The following is a 20,388-nucleotide window of genomic DNA, read 5'->3' on the forward strand; positions in this document are numbered from 1 at the left end:
AAGCATCATGGCCACGCCCAGCAAGTTTCGACGTCATTGGTAATCTAGTGGTACCCAAACACGACGCAAAAACCTATGGTTGGGATAAATGAGGCGCAAATGGCAAAGTCCGGCGCACGGATGAGGAGCAGGAAATGACACGCATACGCGAGGTCGGTACGCTATGGATTGGCGGCCCCCTGAGTTGGATGGAACAACTTTGTCTCAAGTCTTTTGTAGATAAGGGCCAGCAGATCACCCTGTTCAGCTATGAAGACATTCCAAATGTGCCGAAGGGTGTCATTCGCCGGGATGGTCGCGAAATCATCGACACCGATGATTTCATCAAATACGAGAAAAAGGATTCATTTGCGCTTTTTGCTGACTGGTTTCGTCTGCATATGATCCAGCAGTGTCCCGGCATGATCTGGATCGACACAGACGTCTATTGTCATCGCCCGATGGAATATGACAGCGATTATGTATTTGGTTTTGAACTTCCCGGTGAACATCGTGTGAACAACGCCGTCCTAGGTATGCCTGCCAACAGTGAAATGCTAAGACAAATGATCGCGTTTACGGACGATCGCTTTTCGATTGCCTCGTTCCTCCCCCGCAAACGCCAGGAAAAGATGCGGCAGATGGCTGCAAAGGGCAAACCGGTGCATGTCAGCGAACAACCCTGGGGAGTCTGGGGACCGATGATGGTGACACATTTTGTGCACGATCTGAAACTCCAAGAGCAGGTACAGCCTCTTGATGCTTTTTATCCCATCACATTTCGCGAACGTTTCAAGTTCATGCGCCGTGCCAGCAAGGTAGAAGAGTTGATCACCGAAAAAACCACGGCTCTTCATCTTTGGGCATCGAACAAACGCCAACTGGGCAATATCCACGATGGTTTGCCGCCAAGCGGTAGCTATCTGGAATTGCTGGTCAAAAAACACGACATCAATCCCCATCTTGCGCCGATAAAAAGCCGCGGGAAATCAACCTTTGATGGCGCCTTGATAGATCATGTGGATCTGGAAGACGTCAGCGCGGTTGCCGATCTAACCGGACAGGGGCGCGCATTTACACTGGCTTTGCATCACAAATTCGACTGCGACATTCATCTGGTCAACACCAACCGCGCAGGCGAGTTCAATGACACTGACGAGGATTGGCTGGCGGATTATGTCACCTTTCTGACCGAGCACGAGGTTGACGAAGACTGCATCAAGATTATCCGCGACAAAAGCAAGCTCAAGCCGGTGGATGTAATTTGTAATCTCAGCGGCTTTGGCGACCGTTACAAGGTGCCAGCGCTCAAGATCTTTCTCGATAAGATGATGCATTCGGACAGCCGCGTTTTTATGGATATTCGCAAAGGCTCGGGGGCTTTTCCCCTAATCCGCGCCTATGGAACCAACACCCATCTTTCCGACCGCGAGGAAGACGGAAAGACTGTTGCACGCATCCGTTTGGAACCAAAGCCACCCGAACCTCTATCCGAAGCTGAAGAAGACTGGAGCAATCTGGCAGGAGAACTGGCTGGAAAGGAAGGCTGGTATCGCCCCGGCACCAACGGTCACAGCTTTCTTTATATGCCGCGTTGTCCCGACACATTGGTTGTCACATTTGACAACCTCGACATTGCGATGACCAAACGTGACGACCGCCGACCTTGGGGCTATAGCTTTATCAAGGAACAAGGCTGGTCCATGCTTGGTGTTCTTGCAGGTGGTTGGACCTGGTATCGAGAACCCTGGGTGTATGACCAATTTGACCAGCTAAAAAAAGAAGGCTTTTTCAAGCAATTCAAACGGGTGGTATTTTACGGCGCTTCGATGGGGGGTTATGCCGCCTGCGCTTTCTCTCCTGCCGCACCCGGATGCGACGTGATTGCGGTCTCACCACAAAGCACCGTGGACAAGGAGGTCGTCCCGTGGGAAAGCCGCTACAAGGTTGTCTGGGATCGTGATTTTACCGGTAAATACGGCGATGCGGCCAAGGTCAGTGAAGCTGCACATCGCGTTTCGATCCTGTATGATCCCTATGAACCTCTGGATGCAAGACATGCGGCGCGTTTCACAGGGGATAACGTTCAGCATTTGCGCGCACCGCTCTTAGGGCACCGTCTGGGGTCTTCGCTGAATCAGATGGGAATTCTTAGTCCGATCATTCTTGGGGCGCTGAGCGGGACCTTGACCTCTAAAAGCTATTATCAATTGTTGCGTGCACGCAGGGACAGCCCGCGGTATCAACGCGAGTTGTTCAAACGCGCCATCGCCAAGGGCCATACCGACCTCGCAAAATCCCTGGGGGCGCATATCGTGCAAAAAAACCCAAATCGCGCGATTTCCAAAGGACTAAAGGAATTGAGTTAGGCGCAGGCAAATACCGCTTTGAATCGCACGGTTGCACAGGTTTCATTCATTGATCTGCGTCATACCATCTGGGACGTAAGCGCGCGTTCGAGACATGGACAAGATGGCGTTGCATTGCAGAGGCTGCCGAATGCGGGTTCTGGCTGGCGATGGCAATGCAGATCTCGTCATGTTGTGCCGAGGTTTCTGCCAGAACCATGGGCGAATAGCTTTCAGCGCGCACATTGGTCCATACCGCCTCCCGCCGAACGGCCCGAATTTCTTCGAAGATCGACAGGAACAGCGGATTAGCTGCCATTTTTGCAATCTTGTAGTGAAAAATGTCATCAGCACGTTCATAGGCTTCGGCGGAAGGGCGTGATTTGGTCGCCGCGCAAAAACTTTCCAGTTGGTGCAGGTCTTTGGTTGTCGCGCGTTCTGCTGCAAGGGCGGCAAGCGCAGGTTCGATCTCCAGGCGCACTTCCATGACATCATGCGGTGTGACTGCTGCTGCCAGGCTGCGCACGCGAGGCGCATGTGTCAAAGGCGGGGGAAGGACAAAGGTGCCCTGCCCCTGTCTGCGAAAAATGTCCCCATCTTTTTCCATTTGATCCAACGCACGGCGCAATCTGGCACGGGAAACATCCATCTTGCTTGCGAGGTCACGTTCGCCGATCAGGCGGCCATCGCGAAGAAAGGCTTCGGAGGCCAATCCTTCGCGCAGGCTTTTCAGTAGCTCAAGATCTTTTTCGTCACCGCTCAATTTAGTACTCATAAAATGTCCCATAACATGCGAAGGGACGTTATCAGCAAAAAACTCCCGAATGCCAACCGCAATGCTCGGCGGGGTATGGCATGAGCCAGCCGGGCACCAAGCGGAGCCATCGTGACCGTCAAGGGGATGATCGCAACCACAGCGACCAGATTTACATAGCCGATCGAATAGGGCAATCGTCCTGGCACGCCGAGACCTGTAAAAACATATCCGGCGGCCCCGGGGATCGCGATAACCAATCCAATGACAGAAGCTGTCCCGACAGCGCGGCGAATATCATAACCCAAAAAGCTCAACATCGGGACACAGACCGTGCCGCCGCCGATGCCCATCATCGCGGAAACGATGCCAGCGGCACCTCCCAGGCTGAACCAGACAGCGCCAGGAAACTGGCGCGGGGCCTCTCTGGGTGCCGGGTTGCGCATGATCATATCCATCGCAACGGCAAAGGCGGTCAATGCAAAAACCCCCAGCATCAGTTGCCCAGAGACGAAGCCACCCAGCAAACTGCCAATGACCACCCCGATCGCAATTGACGGCGCCCAATACCGCAGAATCTGAAAATCAATGGCGCCGCGCTTGTGATGAGCCCGTGCTGACGACAAGGATGTAAAGATAATAGTAGCAAGTGACGTACCGACGGCGATGCGTATTGTCAGATCCGGTTCCATGCCTGTCAGTGACAGTGCAAAATACAAGGCAGGCACGATGACAATACCGCCGCCCACGCCGAGAAGCCCTGCAAGCAATCCACCAAACACGCCAGCACCGGCTGAAACCAAAATCAACATCATGGGATCGCTCAAGACCTACACCCCTTTCTGTCAGCGCGACGCGCAAGGCTCATGCAAAGGGTTCCGGTGCATGGCTTGCTGAAGCCCGGCCTTCGGCCTTACGGCGCGCATCGGCAGCGGCGATTCTGGCATCCAGATCATCGCGATCTGGCAATCCGCTAAACGCAGCACTGGTCGGCAGATCGTCCGCGATCAGCAAATAACGTTCGCGGGCAACCGCCAACAACCGGCGCAATTCGCCCAAGGGATCAGCATGATCGTCGGCACGAATATCAAGCCACGCATAATCTTCACCTCGGTGAATGACCATGCCGGCGGATTGACGGCCACGTTTGTCTCCTCCCGCTGTTTCACCTGCTTCAAGTGCGGTCAGCATGCGGCTTTCAAACGGTTCGTTGTTAGCCTGGCGGAAGGCATTTGCCATTGCGGTTATCACTTGAGGCCCCGCAAGCATGTTTCCGGCAACCGAAAACCTATCACCGATCTCGTGACCGGCCCAGTCGATGCAATCGCGCCCGGTGTGGGCAGCGAAACCTCCTTCTGGATCAATCATGTGGCATTGTCGCGATGCCTGTCCGCTATCGCGGCTCAGGAACCCATCCAACACCGACTGAGCGGATTTTCCTGCTTGCATCTGCGCCAGACCTTGCGTTCCCCAAAGCGGATTTACCCATGCTTGCGAGGCGACAGCATGGGTTGCACTAACATGTGGCACCATTGCCCCCACCGCGAAGAAGCGGCTGGCAACGGCGATCCCGACTGCACCGGTTTCGGGGTCTTTGGCAACGATCGAATAGGTCATCTACACTACTCCTTTTCCCTTTAACGTCCCATCGCGTAGGCTTGCATCAAGCGCGGTGTTGCCCCTGCCCGCAAGCTGCCATCTGCATCGCGGATTGCGGCTGTCAGGCGTCCAACAGTCATCGGTTCTGCTATCACCAGCTTGTGTCCACGTTGGCGCAAGGCCTCGATTTCATCCGCACCAAATGAGGGTTCTATGGTCACTTCTCCGGGGCGTGCAGCGCGCGGGTAGAAACTGCTTTGGAAATGTTCGGAATGGAACAATGGCGCATCCAGACCTTGCTGTAAGCCATAGCCATGGTGAACAAAGCGCAGGAACCAGATTAATTGCCATTGGTCTTGCTGATCGCCACCTGGCGTTCCGAATGCTATCCGCTGCCCGTCTTTTTCGGCAATCGTTGGCGTTAGGGTTGTGCGTGGGCGCGCGCCGGGTTTCAGCGAGGTCGGCAATCCATCTTCCAACCAGAACATCTGAGCACGGCTGCCAAGCGCAAACCCAAGCGACGGGATAACCGGATTCGATTGCAGCCACCCACCCGAAGGTGTCGCTGCAACCATATTGCCCCAACGGTCAATTACATCGATATGTACAGTATCCCCGCGTTTCTCGGAGAGGTGAGACATTGTCGGCTCTCCGGCACTCACGCCACTGGCAACCGAAAAATTTCTGGCGGCACGTGAAATCGCACCATCTGCTAGATGTTCAAAGCCTGCAATGCGACCTGGCCTTTGTTCCTGACTGGCTGTGTCTGAAATCAGCTTTCGCCGCTCTGCCGCATAGTCTTCGGACAAAAGTTGCGCCATCGGCACTTCAAAGAAATCCGGGTCACCGTAATAGGCTTCTCGATCAGCATAGGCCAGTTTCATGGCTTCGACGACAGTGTGCACAAATTCAGACCCAAGCGGATCCATTGAGGCAAGATCGAATCCTTCCAACAGCTTAAGCGCTTGCAACAGTACCGGTCCCTGCGACCAGCTCTGGGTTTTTGAGATAGTCCAGCCATGATAGGTCGCTGTCAGGGGCACTTCCCAGGTTGCGCGCCAATTCGCCATATCGGCACGTTCCAGAACAGCGCCATGTGCGGATTCTGATACATCCATAACCTCACGATCTTTGAGATAATCAAAAATGCCATCGGCTACGAACCCTTCACGCCACATTGTGCGTGCAGCCTCAATTTGCGCAATACGATCACCGGCGGCGGCACCGTCATCAACCAGACGCTGATAGGTTTTCGCCAGAACCGGGTTGCGAAACAAGGCCCAAGGCTCGGGTGATTTATCGTCCGGTGCCCATGTTTCTGCGCTGGTTGGCCAGTGTTCTTTGAAGTACTCTTTCAAACTTTCGATTGTTGCGGCGACCCGTGGCAATACCGGATGCCCGTCGCGGGCGTAGGAAATCGCAGGTTCCATGACCGTCTGCAGGTCCAACAAACCATGGTCACGCAACATCAACATCCAGCCGTCAAAAGCACCCGGCACGACAACCGACAGAAAACCGGACCCGGGCACAAGTTCGAGTCCCTGGGCACGATAGTGATCTATCGTCGCGCGGGCCGGTGCGATCCCCTGGGCACATAACACCCGCGTTTCCCCCGTTTTTGCCAGATGCACAATTGCAGGCAAATCGCCAGCAGGTCCGTTCAAATGTGGTTCGACAACCTGAAGTGTCAAACCACAAGCAACTGCCGCGTCAAACGCATTCCCGCCAAGTTCCAGCATCCGCATGCCTGCCGCTGATGCAATCCAATGTGTCGACGTGACAACTCCGAAATTGCCCCGAATGTCGGGGCGCGTTGTGAACATGTCCATGATTTCTCCTGTTAGTCAGAGCGCGGATCAAGCGCGTCGCGCAGACCGTCACCCAGTAAATTGAATCCCAAAACAACGATGAAAATCGCTATGCCAGGCCAGAGCGCCATCCAGGGCGCCTGGCTAAGAAAGTTTTTCGCTGTGTTCAGCATTGAACCCCAGGACGGGGATGGCGGCTGTTGGCCGAGGCCTAGAAAGCTGAGAGAGGCTTCGGCAATGATGGCGGTTGCGACGGTCAAGGTTGCTTGAACCAGGATCGGCGGTAACACATTGGGTAGAACATAGCGCCGCAATATCTTGGGCGTTGACAGGCCTACGGCCCGCGCGCTCTCAACGTAATCCTCGGCCGCAACGGTCAACACCTGACCGCGGGTGATCCGGATGAAAACCGGCATCGCTGCGATACCAATAGCCAACATGGCATTTGTGAGCGAGGGGCCCAGAAAGGCCGCAAGCGCGATGGCGAGGATCAGGAAGGGCATGGCCAGCAAAGCCTCCGTGCAGCGAGAAATAACTGCGTCCGTCCATCCCCCGAAATAGCCGGCAAGAATACCAAGTGGCACACCAAGAATGACGGCAATTGCAACAGAGACCACCCCAGCAAGCAGGGAGGCGCGCGCGCCCCAGATCATGCGGGACAGGAGGTCACGCCCGATTTCATCTGTGCCCAACCAATGTGCGAATGAGGGTGACTTGCGAACGGCACCCCAATCTGTCGCAACTGGATCCTGAAGCGGCAGCACAGGCGCAAGAACCGCGAGGATCACAAAAAACGCGACCATGAACGCGCCGGCTTTGCCAATCGAATGGGACCGGAACTTGCGCCAGGCACGGCTCTCGGACGGGCGGTCCAAAACGGTGTCAGCGACCGCCGTATCAGTCGTCGGAATATTGGTCATCAGTTCTTCCTCAGGCGCGGATTCAGTAGCATGTAAGCCATATCAGCGAGGAGATTCATCAGGATGAAGCCGAAGGCAGTGACCAATACGACCCCCTGCACCACTGCATAGTCACGATTGAAAACCGCATCGACGATCAGCTTCCCAAATCCAGGGATGGTGAAAATTTGCTCGGTCAAAACAGCGCCCGCAACCAGTTCGCCGAACAAAAGGGCGAGGAGCGTAACAATCGGAGTAAGCGCATTGCGAAACGCATGTTTCAAGACGACCCGACGTTCGATCAATCCTTTTGCCCGCGCCGTACGCACATAATCCTGGCGCAATACCTCAAGCATGGCTGAGCGCGTATGTCGCATCAATGCAGCAGCCAGGCCCGTCCCCAATACAAAGGCAGGCATCAGCATTGTGCGCAGTGACTGCCCGAGGTCTTCGGTCGGTGGTACATAGCCACTGGCTGGCAAAAGCTGCCAATGCACCGAAACCAACAGGATCATCATGATGCCAAGCCAGAAATTAGGGATTGATAACCCTGACAGGGCAACGACATTTGCCGCAAAATCCGTCTTTGTACCTTTTTTGACGGCGGAAATGATCCCCATCGGGATCCCGATCAATGTAGCAAAGAACATGGACATCGCGGCCAATTGCAACGTGACCGGCAATTTTTGCCCGATCAGTTTCGCAATCGGCTCGCCTGTGCGAATAGAATTGCCAAAATCTCCCTGAAGAACGCCCGTAATCCATGTCCAGTATTGAACAAACAACGGATCATTCAGACGATATTTAGCGCGCAAGCGTGCAAGAGTTTCAGGATCGCGGTCTTCTCCGGCCATTGCAAGCACCGGATCTCCGGGCAACAGTTTTTGCAGCATGAAAACGAAGATCGAAATCAGGATGATCGTCGGGATCGCCACCAAAAGGCGGCGCAGGAAAAAGCGGAGCATGGGTTCTGTCTTTCAAAAGCCCCGCGCCGGTCCGGCGCGGGGAAGAGTTGAACCGCGTGGTAGTTGCGGTTCGGGGGAGTTAGTCCGCCACGCTCACGCCTTCGAGACGCAGCATCCCGTCTGGATAAAGTGTCAAACCCTGCACTTTATCGTCGATGCCATAGAGCCAGGCGAGGTGGTAGAGATACAGCAGAGGGCGGTCTTCGGAATAGATCGCGGCTGCTTTCTGATATAATTCAACGCGTTTTGCCGGGTCGGAAACGGTCCGCGCCTCGTTCAGCAAGGAGTCGATTTCTGCGTTGGAATATTGCCCATCGTTGAAACCGGCACCGGTTGTCACAAACTGGTGGATGTTTCCATCCGGATCAATACGACCGGACCAGCCCTGTTGACTGATCTGGAAATCACCCACATCCGCATCGTTCAGCAAGGTCGCAAATTCCTTTGCGATGATTTCAACCTCGAATCCGGCCTCTGCGACCATTGACTGAATCACCTGAACAAGCTGCATCGTCACAGGTGTATTCGGCACCTGAATTTTCACCTTCAACGGCACCGCGACTCCGGCTTCGGCCAGCAATGCCTTGGCGGCTTCAATGTCACGCTCGACGGGTGGAAAATCTGGGTTGTAGTACGGGCTGGAAGGTGAAAATGGCTGGCTGGCCGGTTGGAACAAACCGTCAAACACAACCTGACTGATGGCGGCCCTATCCAAAGCCAGATCAAATGCCTTGCGAACTTTTGCATCCTGTCCCAAGGGGGTCTGCGCCATTTCACCGTTGGCGAGGTTAAAGGTCAATCCCTGGTAACCAAGGCCGGTGATATTGGCAAAACTGATCCCTTTGGCGTTTCGCACCGCTTCGGCATCGGTTGCCGCCAATTGGTTGACGATATCAATATCGCCGGATTGTAGGTTTGCCAAACGCACGGTGCTGTCAGGAATAATCGTATAGGTGACACCGTCCAGATCAATTGCATCTGCGTTCCAGTAGTCTTCGTACTTTTCAAGAACGATCTTGTCCTGCGCCACGCGTTCAACATATTTGAACGGGCCCGAACATACCGGCGCATTTGAAAATTCCGGCGACAGCGCGCTGGGTGCCATCATCATTCCGGAGCGGTCGGCCAACTGGGCAATCAAGGGGGCGTCAGGTGCGCTCAGGTTGAACCGGACGGTCAGATCGTCAACAACATCGATGGTTTCGATGCTTGTCAGTTCAGACTTTCGCACGCTTTCGTCAAAGGTTTTTGACCGCTCGATATTTGCTTTTACCGCTTCTGCATCAAAAGGGGTACCATCATGGAATGTCACGCCTTCGCGCAGCGTCAGAGTCATTGTCTTGCCGTCATCAGAAGTCGTCGAGGCCGTTGCTAATTGTGGGACGATCTCCAGTTCCGGGGTGATATCGAACAGCTTGTCGCAGAGCGAGGTAAAGACGATCCGGCCAACAAATGTGCGCGATTTGTCAGGGTCAAGCGCATCAGGGTCGCTTTCCAGACCGATGCGCAGATTGCCCGCCTGTGCGCTGAACGCTGTCGCGCCCAGCAATGCGGCTAAAAGAAGTGTTTTTTTCATTGATATTCTCCTTGTTGGGTCTTGTTTTCTTTTCTTGCGTTGACCGCCCCGCGGAACAGGGCGAAACGCCTTTTCGCCGCCTCCGGCAACGCTTGGGTCTCTGATCCATAGTCGGAAACAGGGATTTCTTTGTGGAAGTGGCAGGCAACCTCACGACCGTCCTTGGTGGTTTCAAGTAAGGGTATCTTCTCGGCGCAGATTGCTTTTGCGAATGCGCAGCGTGTTCTGAACCGGCAACCGGATGGCGGATTGATCGGGGAAGGGATCTCGCCTTCCAGCAGGATCGGATTGCGATTGGCATCAATCCTGGCTTCCGGTACCGCACTCATCAGCGCCTGGGTATACGGGTGTCGCGGGTTTGCCGTGATCGCATCGGCATCTCCAATTTCAACGATCCGGCCCAGATACATCACGGCAATCCGGTCACTCATATGCCGCACAACCGCCAGATCATGCGCGACAATAATCAGCGTCAGGCCGAACTCCGTCTTCAGATCAGCCAATAAGTTGATAACCTGTGCCTGTACGCTCACATCCAGTGCCGAGACAGGCTCGTCCCCGATCAGGATTTCAGGCTTGGCAGCCAAGGCACGGGCAATTCCAATCCGCTGTCTTTGTCCACCAGAAAACTCATGCGGATAACGATCCATATGCGCGGCCCGCAGGCCCACCTGACGCAGAAGCTGTGCCGTTTCCGCACGACGCTGTTTCGCGTTCAGGTCTGGTCGATGTACTTCCATCGGCTCGGCAATCAAGGCACCCACTGACATGCGCGGATTGAGCGAGGAAAACGGGTCCTGAAAGATGAACTGGATCTTGCTGCGCAGATCGCGCAACCCGCGCCCTTTCAAGGCGCCAACAGAGGTTCCTTGAACAAGAACATCACCCGAGGTCGGCGCAATCAAGCGCGACAGCGTGCGCGCCAATGTCGACTTTCCACACCCGGATTCTCCGACGATTGCAAAGGTCTCGCCGCGCTGTACTTCAAACGAAACTCCGCTGACCGCGTAGACCTTCTTCCCTTTGCCCAGCATACCACCGCCGGCATCGAATTCCTTAACAAGATCAATCGCCTCTACTATCGCAGTCATGCGGCTGACTCTTTCATGTTTTCGATCGGAGCATGGTGACAGCGCACAAAATGCGACCCCTCCATAAGTTGCACAGGCGGATCAGTTTGGCAGATTTCGGTTGCAAAGGGGCACCGGCCAGCAAAGCGGCAACCCTTGCCTAGTGAACCAGGCAATGGCACGCGGCCGGGAATAACGGTCAATCGTTCCCGCGGGCCGGAAATCGGTGGAACAGAAGCAATCAGTCCAATCGTATAAGGATGCTGTGGGTCATTAAAGATCGCCTCCGCGCTTGCGTGCTCGACCACTTCACCGGCATACATGACCGCCACGCGGGTCGCGACCTGGGCAACAACGCCAAGGTCGTGGGTGATCAGGATGATCCCCATATTCAGCGTTTTCTGCATATCGTTCATCAATTTCAGAATCTGCGATTGCACCGTCACATCCAGCGCAGTCGTAGGTTCGTCCGCGATGACCAAGGATGGGTTATTCACCAACGCCATTGCAATCATTACCCGCTGGCGCATGCCACCTGAAAGTTGGTGAGGGTAGTCGTTCATTCGTGATTTGGCATCTGGTATGCCGACACGTTCCAACATCTCCAGCGCCCGCTCGCGACCACCGGCACCGTGATGGCATTGCCATGCTTCGCTGATCTGATCGCCAATTCGGAATGACGGATTCAAAGATGTCATTGGCTCTTGGAAAATCATTGACAGACGTCCACCGCGCATCTGCTGCAGTTTTTTCTGATCCTGGAACCTAAGGCTTTGCCCTTCAAAGCTCAGCTCGCCTTTTACCCGGCGCGAGAGGCTTGGTGCCAGCAGTCCCATCAACGACAAGGCTGTAAGACTTTTGCCACAGCCAGATTCCCCGACGATGCACAGGGTTTCGCCTTTGTTAAGGTCAAAATTGACGTCTCGAAGGAAGTCCGGGCCTTTCTCCGAAAAGGATAATCCGAGGCCCTTCACGGACAACAAATTGGACATACTGTGTGACACGACACCCTCGTTTTGAACCAATTCGGTATTGGTTGCAGATTTGGTTTTCACTGTCAACAGAATGATTTTCAGCCTCTGCTATGCGTCCATCAGATCAATTTCTCACGCCGCAACGTGATGGATTGATCGTTCCGCGACCGCCGAAAAAACCGGTCGTTGCTGCAGGTCGTTCATGGCGCAGGTCAGGCCCCGGACCACCGGGCAAGCCTGAAATTTGTCACAATGTTACGTTGACAAATAGGCGCTTCCGCTTAATCTGAACTCAAATACTGACCTTTGTCAGATGGCATTCGCGCCCTGTATCCTCCCTTTTTAGGGCCATGATGCAGGGCGTTTTTGTTTTGGGAGGAACAAATGAAGCTGGCGCGAAAACCCTTGAAATTGGGCATCTTATATTCCCAAAGCGGCAGCTATGGACGGCTTTCGCGTGCAAGCAGACGTGGCGCATTACGCGCCATCGAAGCGGTAAATGAAGACGATTCGTTTGGATTTACTTTTGACGCGATTGAACGGGATCCCGAAGGCAACATCGATCTTTATGCGCCACTTTGCACTGAAATTCTGGCGGAAGGATCTGTCTCTCATGTCATTGGCTGCGTCACCAGCTGGAGCCGCAAAGAAGTCATTCCTGTGCTGGAAAAATTTGGGGCAACGTTGTGGTATAGTCTGCCATACGAAGGTTTCGAAGCCTCCGATCACGTAGTCTATACACACGCCTGCCCCAATCAACACTTGCTTCCCTTGTTAAGCTGGATCCTGCCGCGCTTTGGCGATCGTGGGTATCTGGCGGGCTCAAATTATATCTGGGGCTGGGAACTCAACCGGGTTGCTCGCGAACTTATTCAAGAAGCAGGTGGTGAGATTCTGGGGGAACGCCACCTTGCTTTGAATGACACCGATGTTGATCGCCTGATCGAGGAAATCAGCGCGACACGGCCAAATTTCGTTCTCAATTCACTGGTAGGGGAATCCTCGTATGCATTTCTCAAGGCATTTGCCGCGCTGGCAAAACGGGACAGCTATTTCACACCCGAAAGCTGCCCCATCCTTTCATGCAACCTCACCGAAAGCGAGTTCCCGAAAATCGGCGATGCCGCAGAAGGTTTGATTTCGACAGGGCCTTACTTTCATGGAGCCAAGGGCTGGCCTTGCCAGGGAAAGCGAGAATTTGAATCTTCGCTCGAAGCTGCCTCATGGGCCGCAGTGATGGAGCTTTCGCTGCTACTGCGCGCCAATCCCGGTTTTGAACATGCCCCCATTTCCGAACTGCTTAAGGTGAACAGGCAGCGCACCATGATCGATACGGAAACCCATCATACCGCCCTGCCCGTCTTGGTGGCGCAGGTCAAAGATCGTTCGTTTCACGTCCTTGAACAATGGGAAGACATTCCAGCAGATCCTTACCTGTCTTACTCCGAGCGGCGCACGGGCGTCCGTCAACCTAGCCTGCGGGTCGTAAAATGAAGGTTCGCCTGCATATCCCGGACCTCAGTAAATTGCGGGTCGCGATCCTGCACCGTCCGCACACGACGGTTCAATCTCTGCGCCGCCAATGCAAACCCATCGGTTTGGAGGCTTTCGACTGCTGGCCTGAATTGCCACCCAAGGCACTGGCAGCAGATTTTGTCTTTTTTGATGCTGATATGGGGTATGATGCTCAGTTTCCATGGAAATCGGGCGAGGCACCGATGCCGATGATCGCGCTTATCGGGTCAGAAGCACCGGGACGGATCGAATGGTCCCTGTCGCAGGGCGCCGATGCACAAATCCTGAAACCCGTCGGGGACGGAGGGGTGTTTAGCGCCCTCTTGATTGCGCGCCGCGCTTTCGAAGTCCGCCAAACCATGCGCAATGAAATAAATGTCCTGAGGGGGCGTTTGTCCCAGCGACAGACCGTTGTCCAGGCAGTGACCCTGCTCGCTGCAACGGGCCGAAGTGAAGACGAAGCATATGCTCTGTTACGCCACCTCGCCATGTCACGGCGCGAAACCATCGAAGAAGCCGCTCATCGACTTGTTCACGATGCCCAGAATGAAGGAGGGCTTCATGGCCAATTCAACGAGTATTGATCCAATCGTCACCGCAAGAAAAGAACCCGGGATTCTGGTTCAAATCGCACGGCGGAAACTTGCTTTATTTGGCTTGTTTCTGGTCTTGCTAACGGTCTTTGCGGCGGTCTTTGCCCCCTGGCTCACTTCGTTCGAGCCAAACGAGCAAATGTTTGATGGTCTGTCCATTCACGGCGCACCGATGCCGCCGGGAGGCGCATTTCTACTTGGCACTGACCTGCTTGGCCGCGACCTGCTTACGCGTATTCTATATGGCGCACGCACATCTCTTATCATTGGTGTCGCGGCCAACGGCCTAGCCCTGCTGATCGGTACCATCGTCGGGGTAACCGCCGGTTATTTTCGCGGCTGGATCGGCAGTGTGTTGATGCGCTTGACCGACCTGATGATGGCCTTTCCTGCCTTGCTCTTGGCCATCTGTCTGGCGGCGATATTTCAACCGTCGCTCTGGATCGTCGCATTGGTCATTGCGATCGTCTATTGGGTTCAAACCGCGCGGGTACTCTATGCAGAAACCGCCTCTCTGGCTGAACGCGAATTTATTGCCGCTGAACGCACACTGGGTGCAAGCCATATCCGCATTCTGGTGAAACACATCCTTCCGCACCTGGTTCCTACCATCATAGTTTGGGGCACTCTCGGCATTTCCACCACCGTTCTGCTTGAAGCAACCCTGAGCTTTCTTGGTGTTGGCGTCCAACCCCCGACACCCAGCTGGGGCAATATCATATTCGAAAACCAGACATACTTTCAGGCGGCGCCATGGTTGGTTTTCTTTCCCGGTCTTGCAATCGTTACGCTCGCCCTTGCCTTCAACCTTGTCGGAGATGCCCTGCGCGAAATTCTCGATCCGACCCAGCGGGGGCGTGACTGATGATTGGTTTCTTTCTTCGCCGGGTCATACAATCCCTGCTGATCTTGCTTGGTGTCTCCCTCATAACCTTTGTGCTGCTGTATTGGCTGCCGGCAGACCCGGTACGCCAGATCGCAGGACGCTCAGCCACCGCACAAACCGTCGAAAACATTCGCCAACAGCTTGGACTCGATCAACCGCTTTGGGTGCAATACTGGCGCTATCTGACCGGGCTGGTTCAGGGCGATCTGGGGCGTTCCTATCTCCAGAAAACCGAGGTCAGCACCTTGATCGCATCGCGCCTCCCTGCATCTCTTCTGCTGATGGCTGGAGCCATTTTTGCCGAACTCCTGATCGGATTGAGCATGGGTGTCATCGCTGCCTTGCGCCGCGGTACTGCGACCGACCAATCCTTGATGATCGTTTCGTTCATCGGCGTTTCGGCCCCACAGTTCGTTGTCGGCCTGTTATTGCTTTACGTTTTCGCGGTTCAGTTGGGTTGGTTCCCGATTGGCGGATATGGCACCTTTGCACATCTGGTACTGCCCTCCATGACCCTCGGGATTTTAGGGTCGGGGTGGTACAGCCGAATGATGCGTTCTTCCATGATTGAGGTTCTGCGGCAGGACTATGTACGCACGGCACGCGCCAAAGGACTGACCCGTCTGCGCGTCATTTTTCGCCATGCGTTACCCAATGCAATTCTGCCCATCATCGCGATGATCGGTATCGACATCGGCATCTTCATGGGCGGGATCGTAGTCGTCGAAAGTGTCTTTGGCTGGCCCGGCATTGGGCAGCTTGCATGGCAGGCGATTCAACGTGTCGACATTCCCATCATCATGGGAGTGACCCTTGTATCGGCGGCCGCGATCGTCATCGGCAATCTGCTTGCCGATCTCATCAGCCTGCTGGTCGATCCCCGTATCCGCACAAGATGAAAACAAAACAACAAAAACCTAACAATTCACTGCAACTGGAGGAAACTATGAAGAATTTAATTGCAACAACCGCGATGGCAATTTGTCTTGCGCTGCCAGCGGGTGCCGATGGCTATAAGCCTGATCCGAATGCCCAGTCAGGCGGCAATATTGTCATTACCTATAAGGATGATGTTGCCACCCTTGATCCTGCCATCGGTTATGATTGGCAAAATTGGTCCATGATCAAATCGATCTTTGACGGGCTGATGGATTATACCCCCGGAACAACCGATCTCCGTCCGGGTCTGGCAGAAAGCTACACCATTTCGGACGATGGCAAGGTCTTTACCTTCAAATTGCGAAGCGGTGTGAAATTCCATAATGGCCGCGAAATGACTGCAGAAGATGTGGTTTACTCCCTGAACCGTGTCACCAATCCTGCCACACAAAGCCCCGGTGCCGGATTTTTCTGGTCCATCAAAGGCTTTGACGAGGTGGCAAGCGGTGAGGCTGAAACGCTCGAAGGTGTGACGATCACTGATCCAACAACGGTGCAGATCGAACTGAGCCGCCCGGATGCTACATTCTTGCATGTCATGGCGTTGAACTTTGCGTCGGTTGTCCCACGCGAAGCCGTCGAAGCAGCCGGTGATGACTTTGGTAAAAAGCCCGTAGGTACCGGTGCCTTTTCCCTCGCCGATTGGACCATCGGTCAGCGCCTGGTTTTTGCCAAGAACAAGGATTACTGGCGCAATGGCGTCCCTTATCTTGACCAGATTACATTTGAAGTAGGTCAGGAACCAATTGTTGCATTGCTGCGTCTGCAGAACGGAGAAGTCGACGTGCCAGGTGATGGCATTCCACCTGCAAAGTTCCAGGAAGTGATGAACGATCCCGCTCAGGCGGAACGTGTTGTTGAAGGCGGCCAGCTGCACACGGGATATATCACACTGAATACACAGATACCGCCCTTTGATAACGCTGATGTCCGCAGAGCTGTCAATATGGCAATCAACAAGGAACGGATCATCCAGATCATCAACGGACGGGCCATCCCAGCAACACAACCTCTGCCACCGACCATGCCCGGTTATACGAAGGACTACAAAGGTTATGCCTTTGATCAGGCGGCCGCAAAGGCAATGCTTGCAGATGCCGGTTTTGCTGACGGATTTGAGACCGAACTTTATGTGATGAATACGGATCCAAACCCACGCATTGCACAGGCAATTCAACAGGATCTGGCAAGTATTGGGATCACCGCCGGCATCAAATCACTGGCTCAGGCCAATGTCATCGCGGCCGGCGGCGAAGCTGATCAAGCGCCGATGATCTGGTCTGGCGGCATGGCTTGGATCGCCGATTTTCCAGACGCCGCAAACTTCTATGGCCCGATCCTTGGCTGCTCTGGAGCCGTGCAGGGAGGCTGGAACTGGTCCTGGTACTGTAACGAAGCCCTCGACGCCAAAGCATCCGAAGCAGATGCCATCGTTGATCCCGCCCGTGCGGACGAACGTTTGGAAATGTGGAGCGAAATTTACATGAGCGTCATGGAAGATGCCCCATGGGTGCCGGTGTTCAATGAACAGCGTTACACCATGAGGTCGCCGCGTATGGGCGGTGCGGATGCGCTTTATGTCGATCCGGTTTCTATTCCTGTTAACTATGACTATGTGTATGTGACCGACTGATGTGTAACGCTTGTTCCTATACAATCCATAACCATCAACACCATTTTGGCTGGGACAACGCGCTTGTCCCGGTTGAAACGGTAGCCCCTGGTTCCACAATCGAATTTCACTGTGTTGACAGCTCTGCGGGGCAACTTACGGCTGACAGCACTGTGAAAGATGTTGAAACGCTGGATTTTGGCAAGATTAACCCGGTCAACGGGCCAATCTTTGTTGAAGGCGCGGAACCGGGTGATGCGCTCAAGATCACGATCGACAGCTTCAAACCTTCGGGCTTTGGCTGGACGGCCAATATTCCAGGCTTTGGCCTGCTCGCTGACCAGTTCACCGATCCCGCTTTGACGCTGTGGAAGTATGATGCGAACACAATGGAGCCAGCGTTGTTTGGCACATACGGGCGGGTACCCCTCAAGCCATTTGCAGGCACAATCGGCAATGCGCTTGCCGAAGACGGGCTGCACTCAATTGTGCCACCGCGCAGAGTTGGCGGCAACATGGACATCCGGGATCTTGCGGCAGGGACGACACTCTACCTGCCTGTCGAAGTTGCAGGTGCGATGTTGTCAGTCGGGGATACCCATGCAGCGCAGGGCGACGGAGAGGTCTGCGGCACGGCGATTGAATCGCCCATGGATGCGGTGATGACTGTCGATCTTGTCAAGAACGCGGAGCTCAAAATGCCGCGTTTCACGACACCTGGCCCGGTCACGCGGCATCTGGATGCGAAAGGGTATGACGTTACGACCGGCGTCGGCCCCGACCTCATGTCAGGTGCAAGAGATGCGGTCTCCAGCATGGTTGACCTTCTCTGCAAAACGCAAGGGCTGTCTGCGGTTGACGCTTATATGCTGGTGTCCACTTGTGGTGATCTGCGCATTTCTGAGATCGTCGATATGCCGAACTGGATTGTCTCATTCTACTTTCCAAGGTGCGTTTTCGAATGAGTGATGGAAATATCAAACGCTCTGGGGCCAAGGCCCCAGAGACCTCCACGGAGTCTGGCCCTGTATTGCGGCTTGATCATCTCAATATATCCGTGAACACAGAGGATGGTCTACGCCCGCTTGTTCATGACCTCAGCTTTGATCTGCATCGCGGTGAAACCCTGGCCATCGCGGGTGAAAGTGGTTCGGGCAAGTCGCTAACTTCTTTGGCCATTATGGGGTTGCTGCCGCCCCCTGCCGTGCGCGTTACCGGCGGGTCGATCCATTTTGGCGAACAAGAGCTCACTACACTTGGGGAAAGTGCGCTGCGGCAGATCAGAGGCAACCGGATTGCCATGATCTTTCAAGAACCGATGACTTCTCTCAATCCGGTCATGAAAATAGGGACCCAACTTGCAGAGGCGATCTGCGCGCATGAGTCAATTTCTTTCAAAGACGCCCGCGCCCGCGCCTTGGCCGCATTAAAATCTGTCCGCCTGTCAGAACCCGAAAAACGGCTTAACCAATTTCCCCACGAATTGTCCGGCGGTATGCGCCAACGGGTCATGATTGCAATGGCACTTGCGCTGAAACCCGACATACTCATCGCGGACGAACCCACCACTGCGTTGGATGTGACCGTCCAAAGAGAGGTTTTGGATCTCTTGCGTGATCTACAACGCGAGATGGGAACCGCATTGATCCTCATTACGCATGACATGGGCGTTGTCGCCGAAATGGCTGATCGCGTTCTGGTTATGAAGGGTGGCCATTTTGTCGAAGAAAATGACGTTGTGTCGCTGTTTTCCCAACCTCGCGAAGCCTACACCCGCGATCTGCTCAACGCTGTGCCCTGTCTGGGCGACGGTTTGGCGTCAGCTTCCGCCAACAAGCCCAATGAAGATCCCTATGTTGCAGAACTTGAAAACGTTGTTGTGCGCTTCAACGTGCGCAGTGGCATTCTCGGTCGCGTAACCCACCGTGTCCACGCAGTAGAAAACGTCAGCCTGAACATACGCAAGGGAGAAATTTTTTCGCTGGTCGGCGAAAGCGGATGTGGCAAATCAACCATCGCCAAAGCGATGGTTGGACTGGTCAAACATTCGGGACGTATTCGCATCAATGGCATCGACATCAGCCCGCCCTACGGCACCATCGACAATCAAGTCCGACGCGAAATCCAGATGGTGTTCCAGGATCCCATGGCCTCTCTTGACCCGCGTATGCGTGTTGGTGAACTTGTGCGCGAGCCTCTTGTCATTCATGGCGTTGGCAGCGTCGCTGAACAAAAACGAAGGGTCGAATACCTGTTCGAACGTGTGGGACTGTCACGTGATCAGATTGAACGCTATCCTCACGAGTTCTCGGGCGGTCAACGGCAGCGCATCTGTATCGCCAGAGCACTTGCACTTAATCCCAAATTGATTATCGCCGATGAAAGCGTTTCCGCATTGGACGTGACAGTACAGGCCAAGGTACTGGTGTTGTTGAAAGAACTGGTATCAGATCTAGGCGTGTCCTTCTTGTTTATTTCGCATGACATGGCCGTTGTCGAAAACATATCGGACCGCGTAGCCGTGATGTACCTCGGACAAATTGTCGAAATGGGAAGCTGTCAACAGATCTTTGGCACGCCGCGCCACAGCTACACAAGGCGGTTGATTTCTGCAGTGCCGACGGCGGATCCAACCCGTGAACGCCAAACCCTTGCCCGGCTTGTCGGCGATGTGCCCAGCCCCGTCAGATTGATCAGTGAAACGGTACCTCATGTAACATTGGAAAATGCAGGCAACGGACACATGATTGCCATCGAATAAAGTTGCGATCATCCAGAGGTTATGACCGTTCTTCAAGCCAGGCGGCTGATCCGTTAGCGACAACAAACGCCGACCTTGCTGGTCGGCCAAGGCGGTTTTGAACGCGCTGG

The 20,388-nt window shown here is 54.5% G+C and carries 17 protein-coding genes; 8 read left to right on the plus strand and 9 right to left on the minus strand.

Translation table 11 applies throughout. The features are described 5' to 3' along the window. Positions 1-134: 134 nt before the first annotated feature. Entirely contained in the window at positions 135-2,348 is a 2,214-nt protein-coding gene (locus OS190_RS13890; protein WP_267159319.1) for a hypothetical protein, read from the plus strand. Positions 2,349-2,394: 46 nt separating this feature from the next. Here OS190_RS13890 and OS190_RS13895 read toward each other — a convergent pair whose 3' ends face one another. The 9 genes from OS190_RS13895 to OS190_RS13935 form a co-directional block, all read right to left on the minus strand. After that, positions 2,395-3,102: a FadR/GntR family transcriptional regulator gene (locus tag OS190_RS13895; RefSeq protein ID WP_267159320.1), complete on the minus strand. Its 708-nt coding sequence runs from the start codon at positions 3,100-3,102 to the stop codon at positions 2,395-2,397. Then, positions 3,099-3,908, minus strand: a complete 810-nt coding sequence (locus OS190_RS13900) for a sulfite exporter TauE/SafE family protein (protein ID WP_323370716.1) — start codon at positions 3,906-3,908, stop codon at positions 3,099-3,101. Before OS190_RS13900 ends, OS190_RS13895 begins: the two co-directional genes overlap by 4 nt. Before the next feature lie 37 nt (positions 3,909-3,945). Then, positions 3,946-4,698: a DUF1028 domain-containing protein gene (locus tag OS190_RS13905; protein ID WP_267159321.1), complete on the minus strand. Its 753-nt coding sequence runs from the start codon at positions 4,696-4,698 to the stop codon at positions 3,946-3,948. Positions 4,699-4,718: 20 nt separating this feature from the next. Continuing rightward, positions 4,719-6,509: a gamma-glutamyltransferase family protein gene (locus tag OS190_RS13910; RefSeq protein WP_267159322.1), complete on the minus strand. Its 1,791-nt coding sequence runs from the start codon at positions 6,507-6,509 to the stop codon at positions 4,719-4,721. Positions 6,510-6,520: 11 nt separating this feature from the next. After that, positions 6,521-7,408 (minus strand): ABC transporter permease, encoded by an 888-nt coding sequence (locus OS190_RS13915; RefSeq protein WP_267159323.1) that lies wholly within the window; start codon positions 7,406-7,408, stop codon positions 6,521-6,523. Then, positions 7,408-8,352 (minus strand): ABC transporter permease, encoded by a 945-nt coding sequence (locus OS190_RS13920; RefSeq protein ID WP_267159324.1) that lies wholly within the window; start codon positions 8,350-8,352, stop codon positions 7,408-7,410. Before OS190_RS13920 ends, OS190_RS13915 begins: the two co-directional genes overlap by 1 nt. Before the next feature lie 79 nt (positions 8,353-8,431). Continuing rightward, positions 8,432-9,928, minus strand: a complete 1,497-nt coding sequence (locus tag OS190_RS13925; protein ID WP_267159325.1) for an ABC transporter substrate-binding protein — start codon at positions 9,926-9,928, stop codon at positions 8,432-8,434. Then, a complete protein-coding gene (locus tag OS190_RS13930; protein WP_267159326.1) occupies positions 9,925-11,019 on the minus strand; it encodes an ABC transporter ATP-binding protein in 1,095 nt (364 codons plus the stop codon). Before OS190_RS13930 ends, OS190_RS13925 begins: the two co-directional genes overlap by 4 nt. Then, positions 11,016-11,990 carry an ABC transporter ATP-binding protein gene (locus OS190_RS13935; RefSeq protein WP_267159327.1) on the minus strand — a complete coding sequence of 325 codons (975 nt, stop codon included), beginning with the start codon at positions 11,988-11,990 and terminating at the stop codon, positions 11,016-11,018. Before OS190_RS13935 ends, OS190_RS13930 begins: the two co-directional genes overlap by 4 nt. Before the next feature lie 366 nt (positions 11,991-12,356). Here OS190_RS13935 and OS190_RS13940 point away from each other — a divergent pair, with 366 nt between their 5' ends. Genes OS190_RS13940 through OS190_RS13970 form a run of 7 tightly spaced genes read left to right on the plus strand, consistent with a single transcriptional unit; the run spans position 12,357 to position 20,278 of the window. Then, positions 12,357-13,466 (plus strand): transporter substrate-binding protein, encoded by a 1,110-nt coding sequence (locus tag OS190_RS13940; RefSeq protein ID WP_267159328.1) that lies wholly within the window; start codon positions 12,357-12,359, stop codon positions 13,464-13,466. Beyond that, on the plus strand, positions 13,463-14,071 hold the full coding sequence (locus OS190_RS13945; protein ID WP_267159329.1) for an ANTAR domain-containing response regulator: 609 nt from the start codon (positions 13,463-13,465) through the stop codon (positions 14,069-14,071). The genes OS190_RS13940 and OS190_RS13945 overlap by 4 nt, the downstream gene beginning before the upstream one ends. After that, a complete protein-coding gene (locus OS190_RS13950; protein ID WP_267159330.1) occupies positions 14,049-14,945 on the plus strand; it encodes an ABC transporter permease in 897 nt (298 codons plus the stop codon). Before OS190_RS13945 ends, OS190_RS13950 begins: the two co-directional genes overlap by 23 nt. Beyond that, on the plus strand, positions 14,945-15,865 hold the full coding sequence (locus OS190_RS13955) for an ABC transporter permease (RefSeq protein WP_267159331.1): 921 nt from the start codon (positions 14,945-14,947) through the stop codon (positions 15,863-15,865). The genes OS190_RS13950 and OS190_RS13955 overlap by 1 nt, the downstream gene beginning before the upstream one ends. A 47-nt stretch (positions 15,866-15,912) precedes the next feature. Continuing rightward, positions 15,913-17,538 carry an ABC transporter substrate-binding protein gene (locus tag OS190_RS13960; RefSeq protein WP_267159332.1) on the plus strand — a complete coding sequence of 542 codons (1,626 nt, stop codon included), beginning with the start codon at positions 15,913-15,915 and terminating at the stop codon, positions 17,536-17,538. Next, positions 17,538-18,482: an acetamidase/formamidase family protein gene (locus OS190_RS13965; RefSeq protein WP_267159333.1), complete on the plus strand. Its 945-nt coding sequence runs from the start codon at positions 17,538-17,540 to the stop codon at positions 18,480-18,482. Before OS190_RS13960 ends, OS190_RS13965 begins: the two co-directional genes overlap by 1 nt. Beyond that, positions 18,479-20,278, plus strand: coding sequence for an ABC transporter ATP-binding protein (locus OS190_RS13970; protein ID WP_267159334.1), 1,800 nt, complete (start codon positions 18,479-18,481; stop codon positions 20,276-20,278). The genes OS190_RS13965 and OS190_RS13970 overlap by 4 nt, the downstream gene beginning before the upstream one ends. Positions 20,279-20,388: the final 110 nt, after the last annotated feature.

The organism is Sulfitobacter sp. F26204, assembly GCF_026410305.1.
Taxonomy (GTDB): Bacteria; Pseudomonadota; Alphaproteobacteria; order Rhodobacterales; family Rhodobacteraceae; genus Sulfitobacter.

What these genes read in the sequence shown, in the direction of transcription:
- OS190_RS13890 (WP_267159319.1), top strand. Translation starts at nt 135, where the DNA reads ATGACACGCATACGCGAGGTCGGTACGCTATGGATTGGCGGCCCCCTG.
- OS190_RS13915 (WP_267159323.1), bottom strand. Translation starts at nt 7,408, where the DNA reads ATGACCAATATTCCGACGACTGATACGGCGGTCGCTGACACCGTTTTG.
- OS190_RS13955 (WP_267159331.1), top strand. Translation starts at nt 14,945, where the DNA reads ATGATTGGTTTCTTTCTTCGCCGGGTCATACAATCCCTGCTGATCTTG.
- OS190_RS13925 (WP_267159325.1), bottom strand. Translation starts at nt 9,928, where the DNA reads ATGAAAAAAACACTTCTTTTAGCCGCATTGCTGGGCGCGACAGCGTTC.
- OS190_RS13950 (WP_267159330.1), top strand. Translation starts at nt 14,049, where the DNA reads ATGGCCAATTCAACGAGTATTGATCCAATCGTCACCGCAAGAAAAGAA.
- OS190_RS13895 (WP_267159320.1), bottom strand. Translation starts at nt 3,102, where the DNA reads ATGAGTACTAAATTGAGCGGTGACGAAAAAGATCTTGAGCTACTGAAA.
- OS190_RS13920 (WP_267159324.1), bottom strand. Translation starts at nt 8,352, where the DNA reads ATGCTCCGCTTTTTCCTGCGCCGCCTTTTGGTGGCGATCCCGACGATC.
- OS190_RS13905 (WP_267159321.1), bottom strand. Translation starts at nt 4,698, where the DNA reads ATGACCTATTCGATCGTTGCCAAAGACCCCGAAACCGGTGCAGTCGGG.
- OS190_RS13940 (WP_267159328.1), top strand. Translation starts at nt 12,357, where the DNA reads ATGAAGCTGGCGCGAAAACCCTTGAAATTGGGCATCTTATATTCCCAA.
- OS190_RS13965 (WP_267159333.1), top strand. Translation starts at nt 17,538, where the DNA reads ATGTGTAACGCTTGTTCCTATACAATCCATAACCATCAACACCATTTT.
- OS190_RS13935 (WP_267159327.1), bottom strand. Translation starts at nt 11,990, where the DNA reads ATGTCCAATTTGTTGTCCGTGAAGGGCCTCGGATTATCCTTTTCGGAG.
- OS190_RS13910 (WP_267159322.1), bottom strand. Translation starts at nt 6,509, where the DNA reads ATGGACATGTTCACAACGCGCCCCGACATTCGGGGCAATTTCGGAGTT.
- OS190_RS13960 (WP_267159332.1), top strand. Translation starts at nt 15,913, where the DNA reads ATGAAGAATTTAATTGCAACAACCGCGATGGCAATTTGTCTTGCGCTG.
- OS190_RS13930 (WP_267159326.1), bottom strand. Translation starts at nt 11,019, where the DNA reads ATGACTGCGATAGTAGAGGCGATTGATCTTGTTAAGGAATTCGATGCC.
- OS190_RS13945 (WP_267159329.1), top strand. Translation starts at nt 13,463, where the DNA reads ATGAAGGTTCGCCTGCATATCCCGGACCTCAGTAAATTGCGGGTCGCG.
- OS190_RS13970 (WP_267159334.1), top strand. Translation starts at nt 18,479, where the DNA reads ATGAGTGATGGAAATATCAAACGCTCTGGGGCCAAGGCCCCAGAGACC.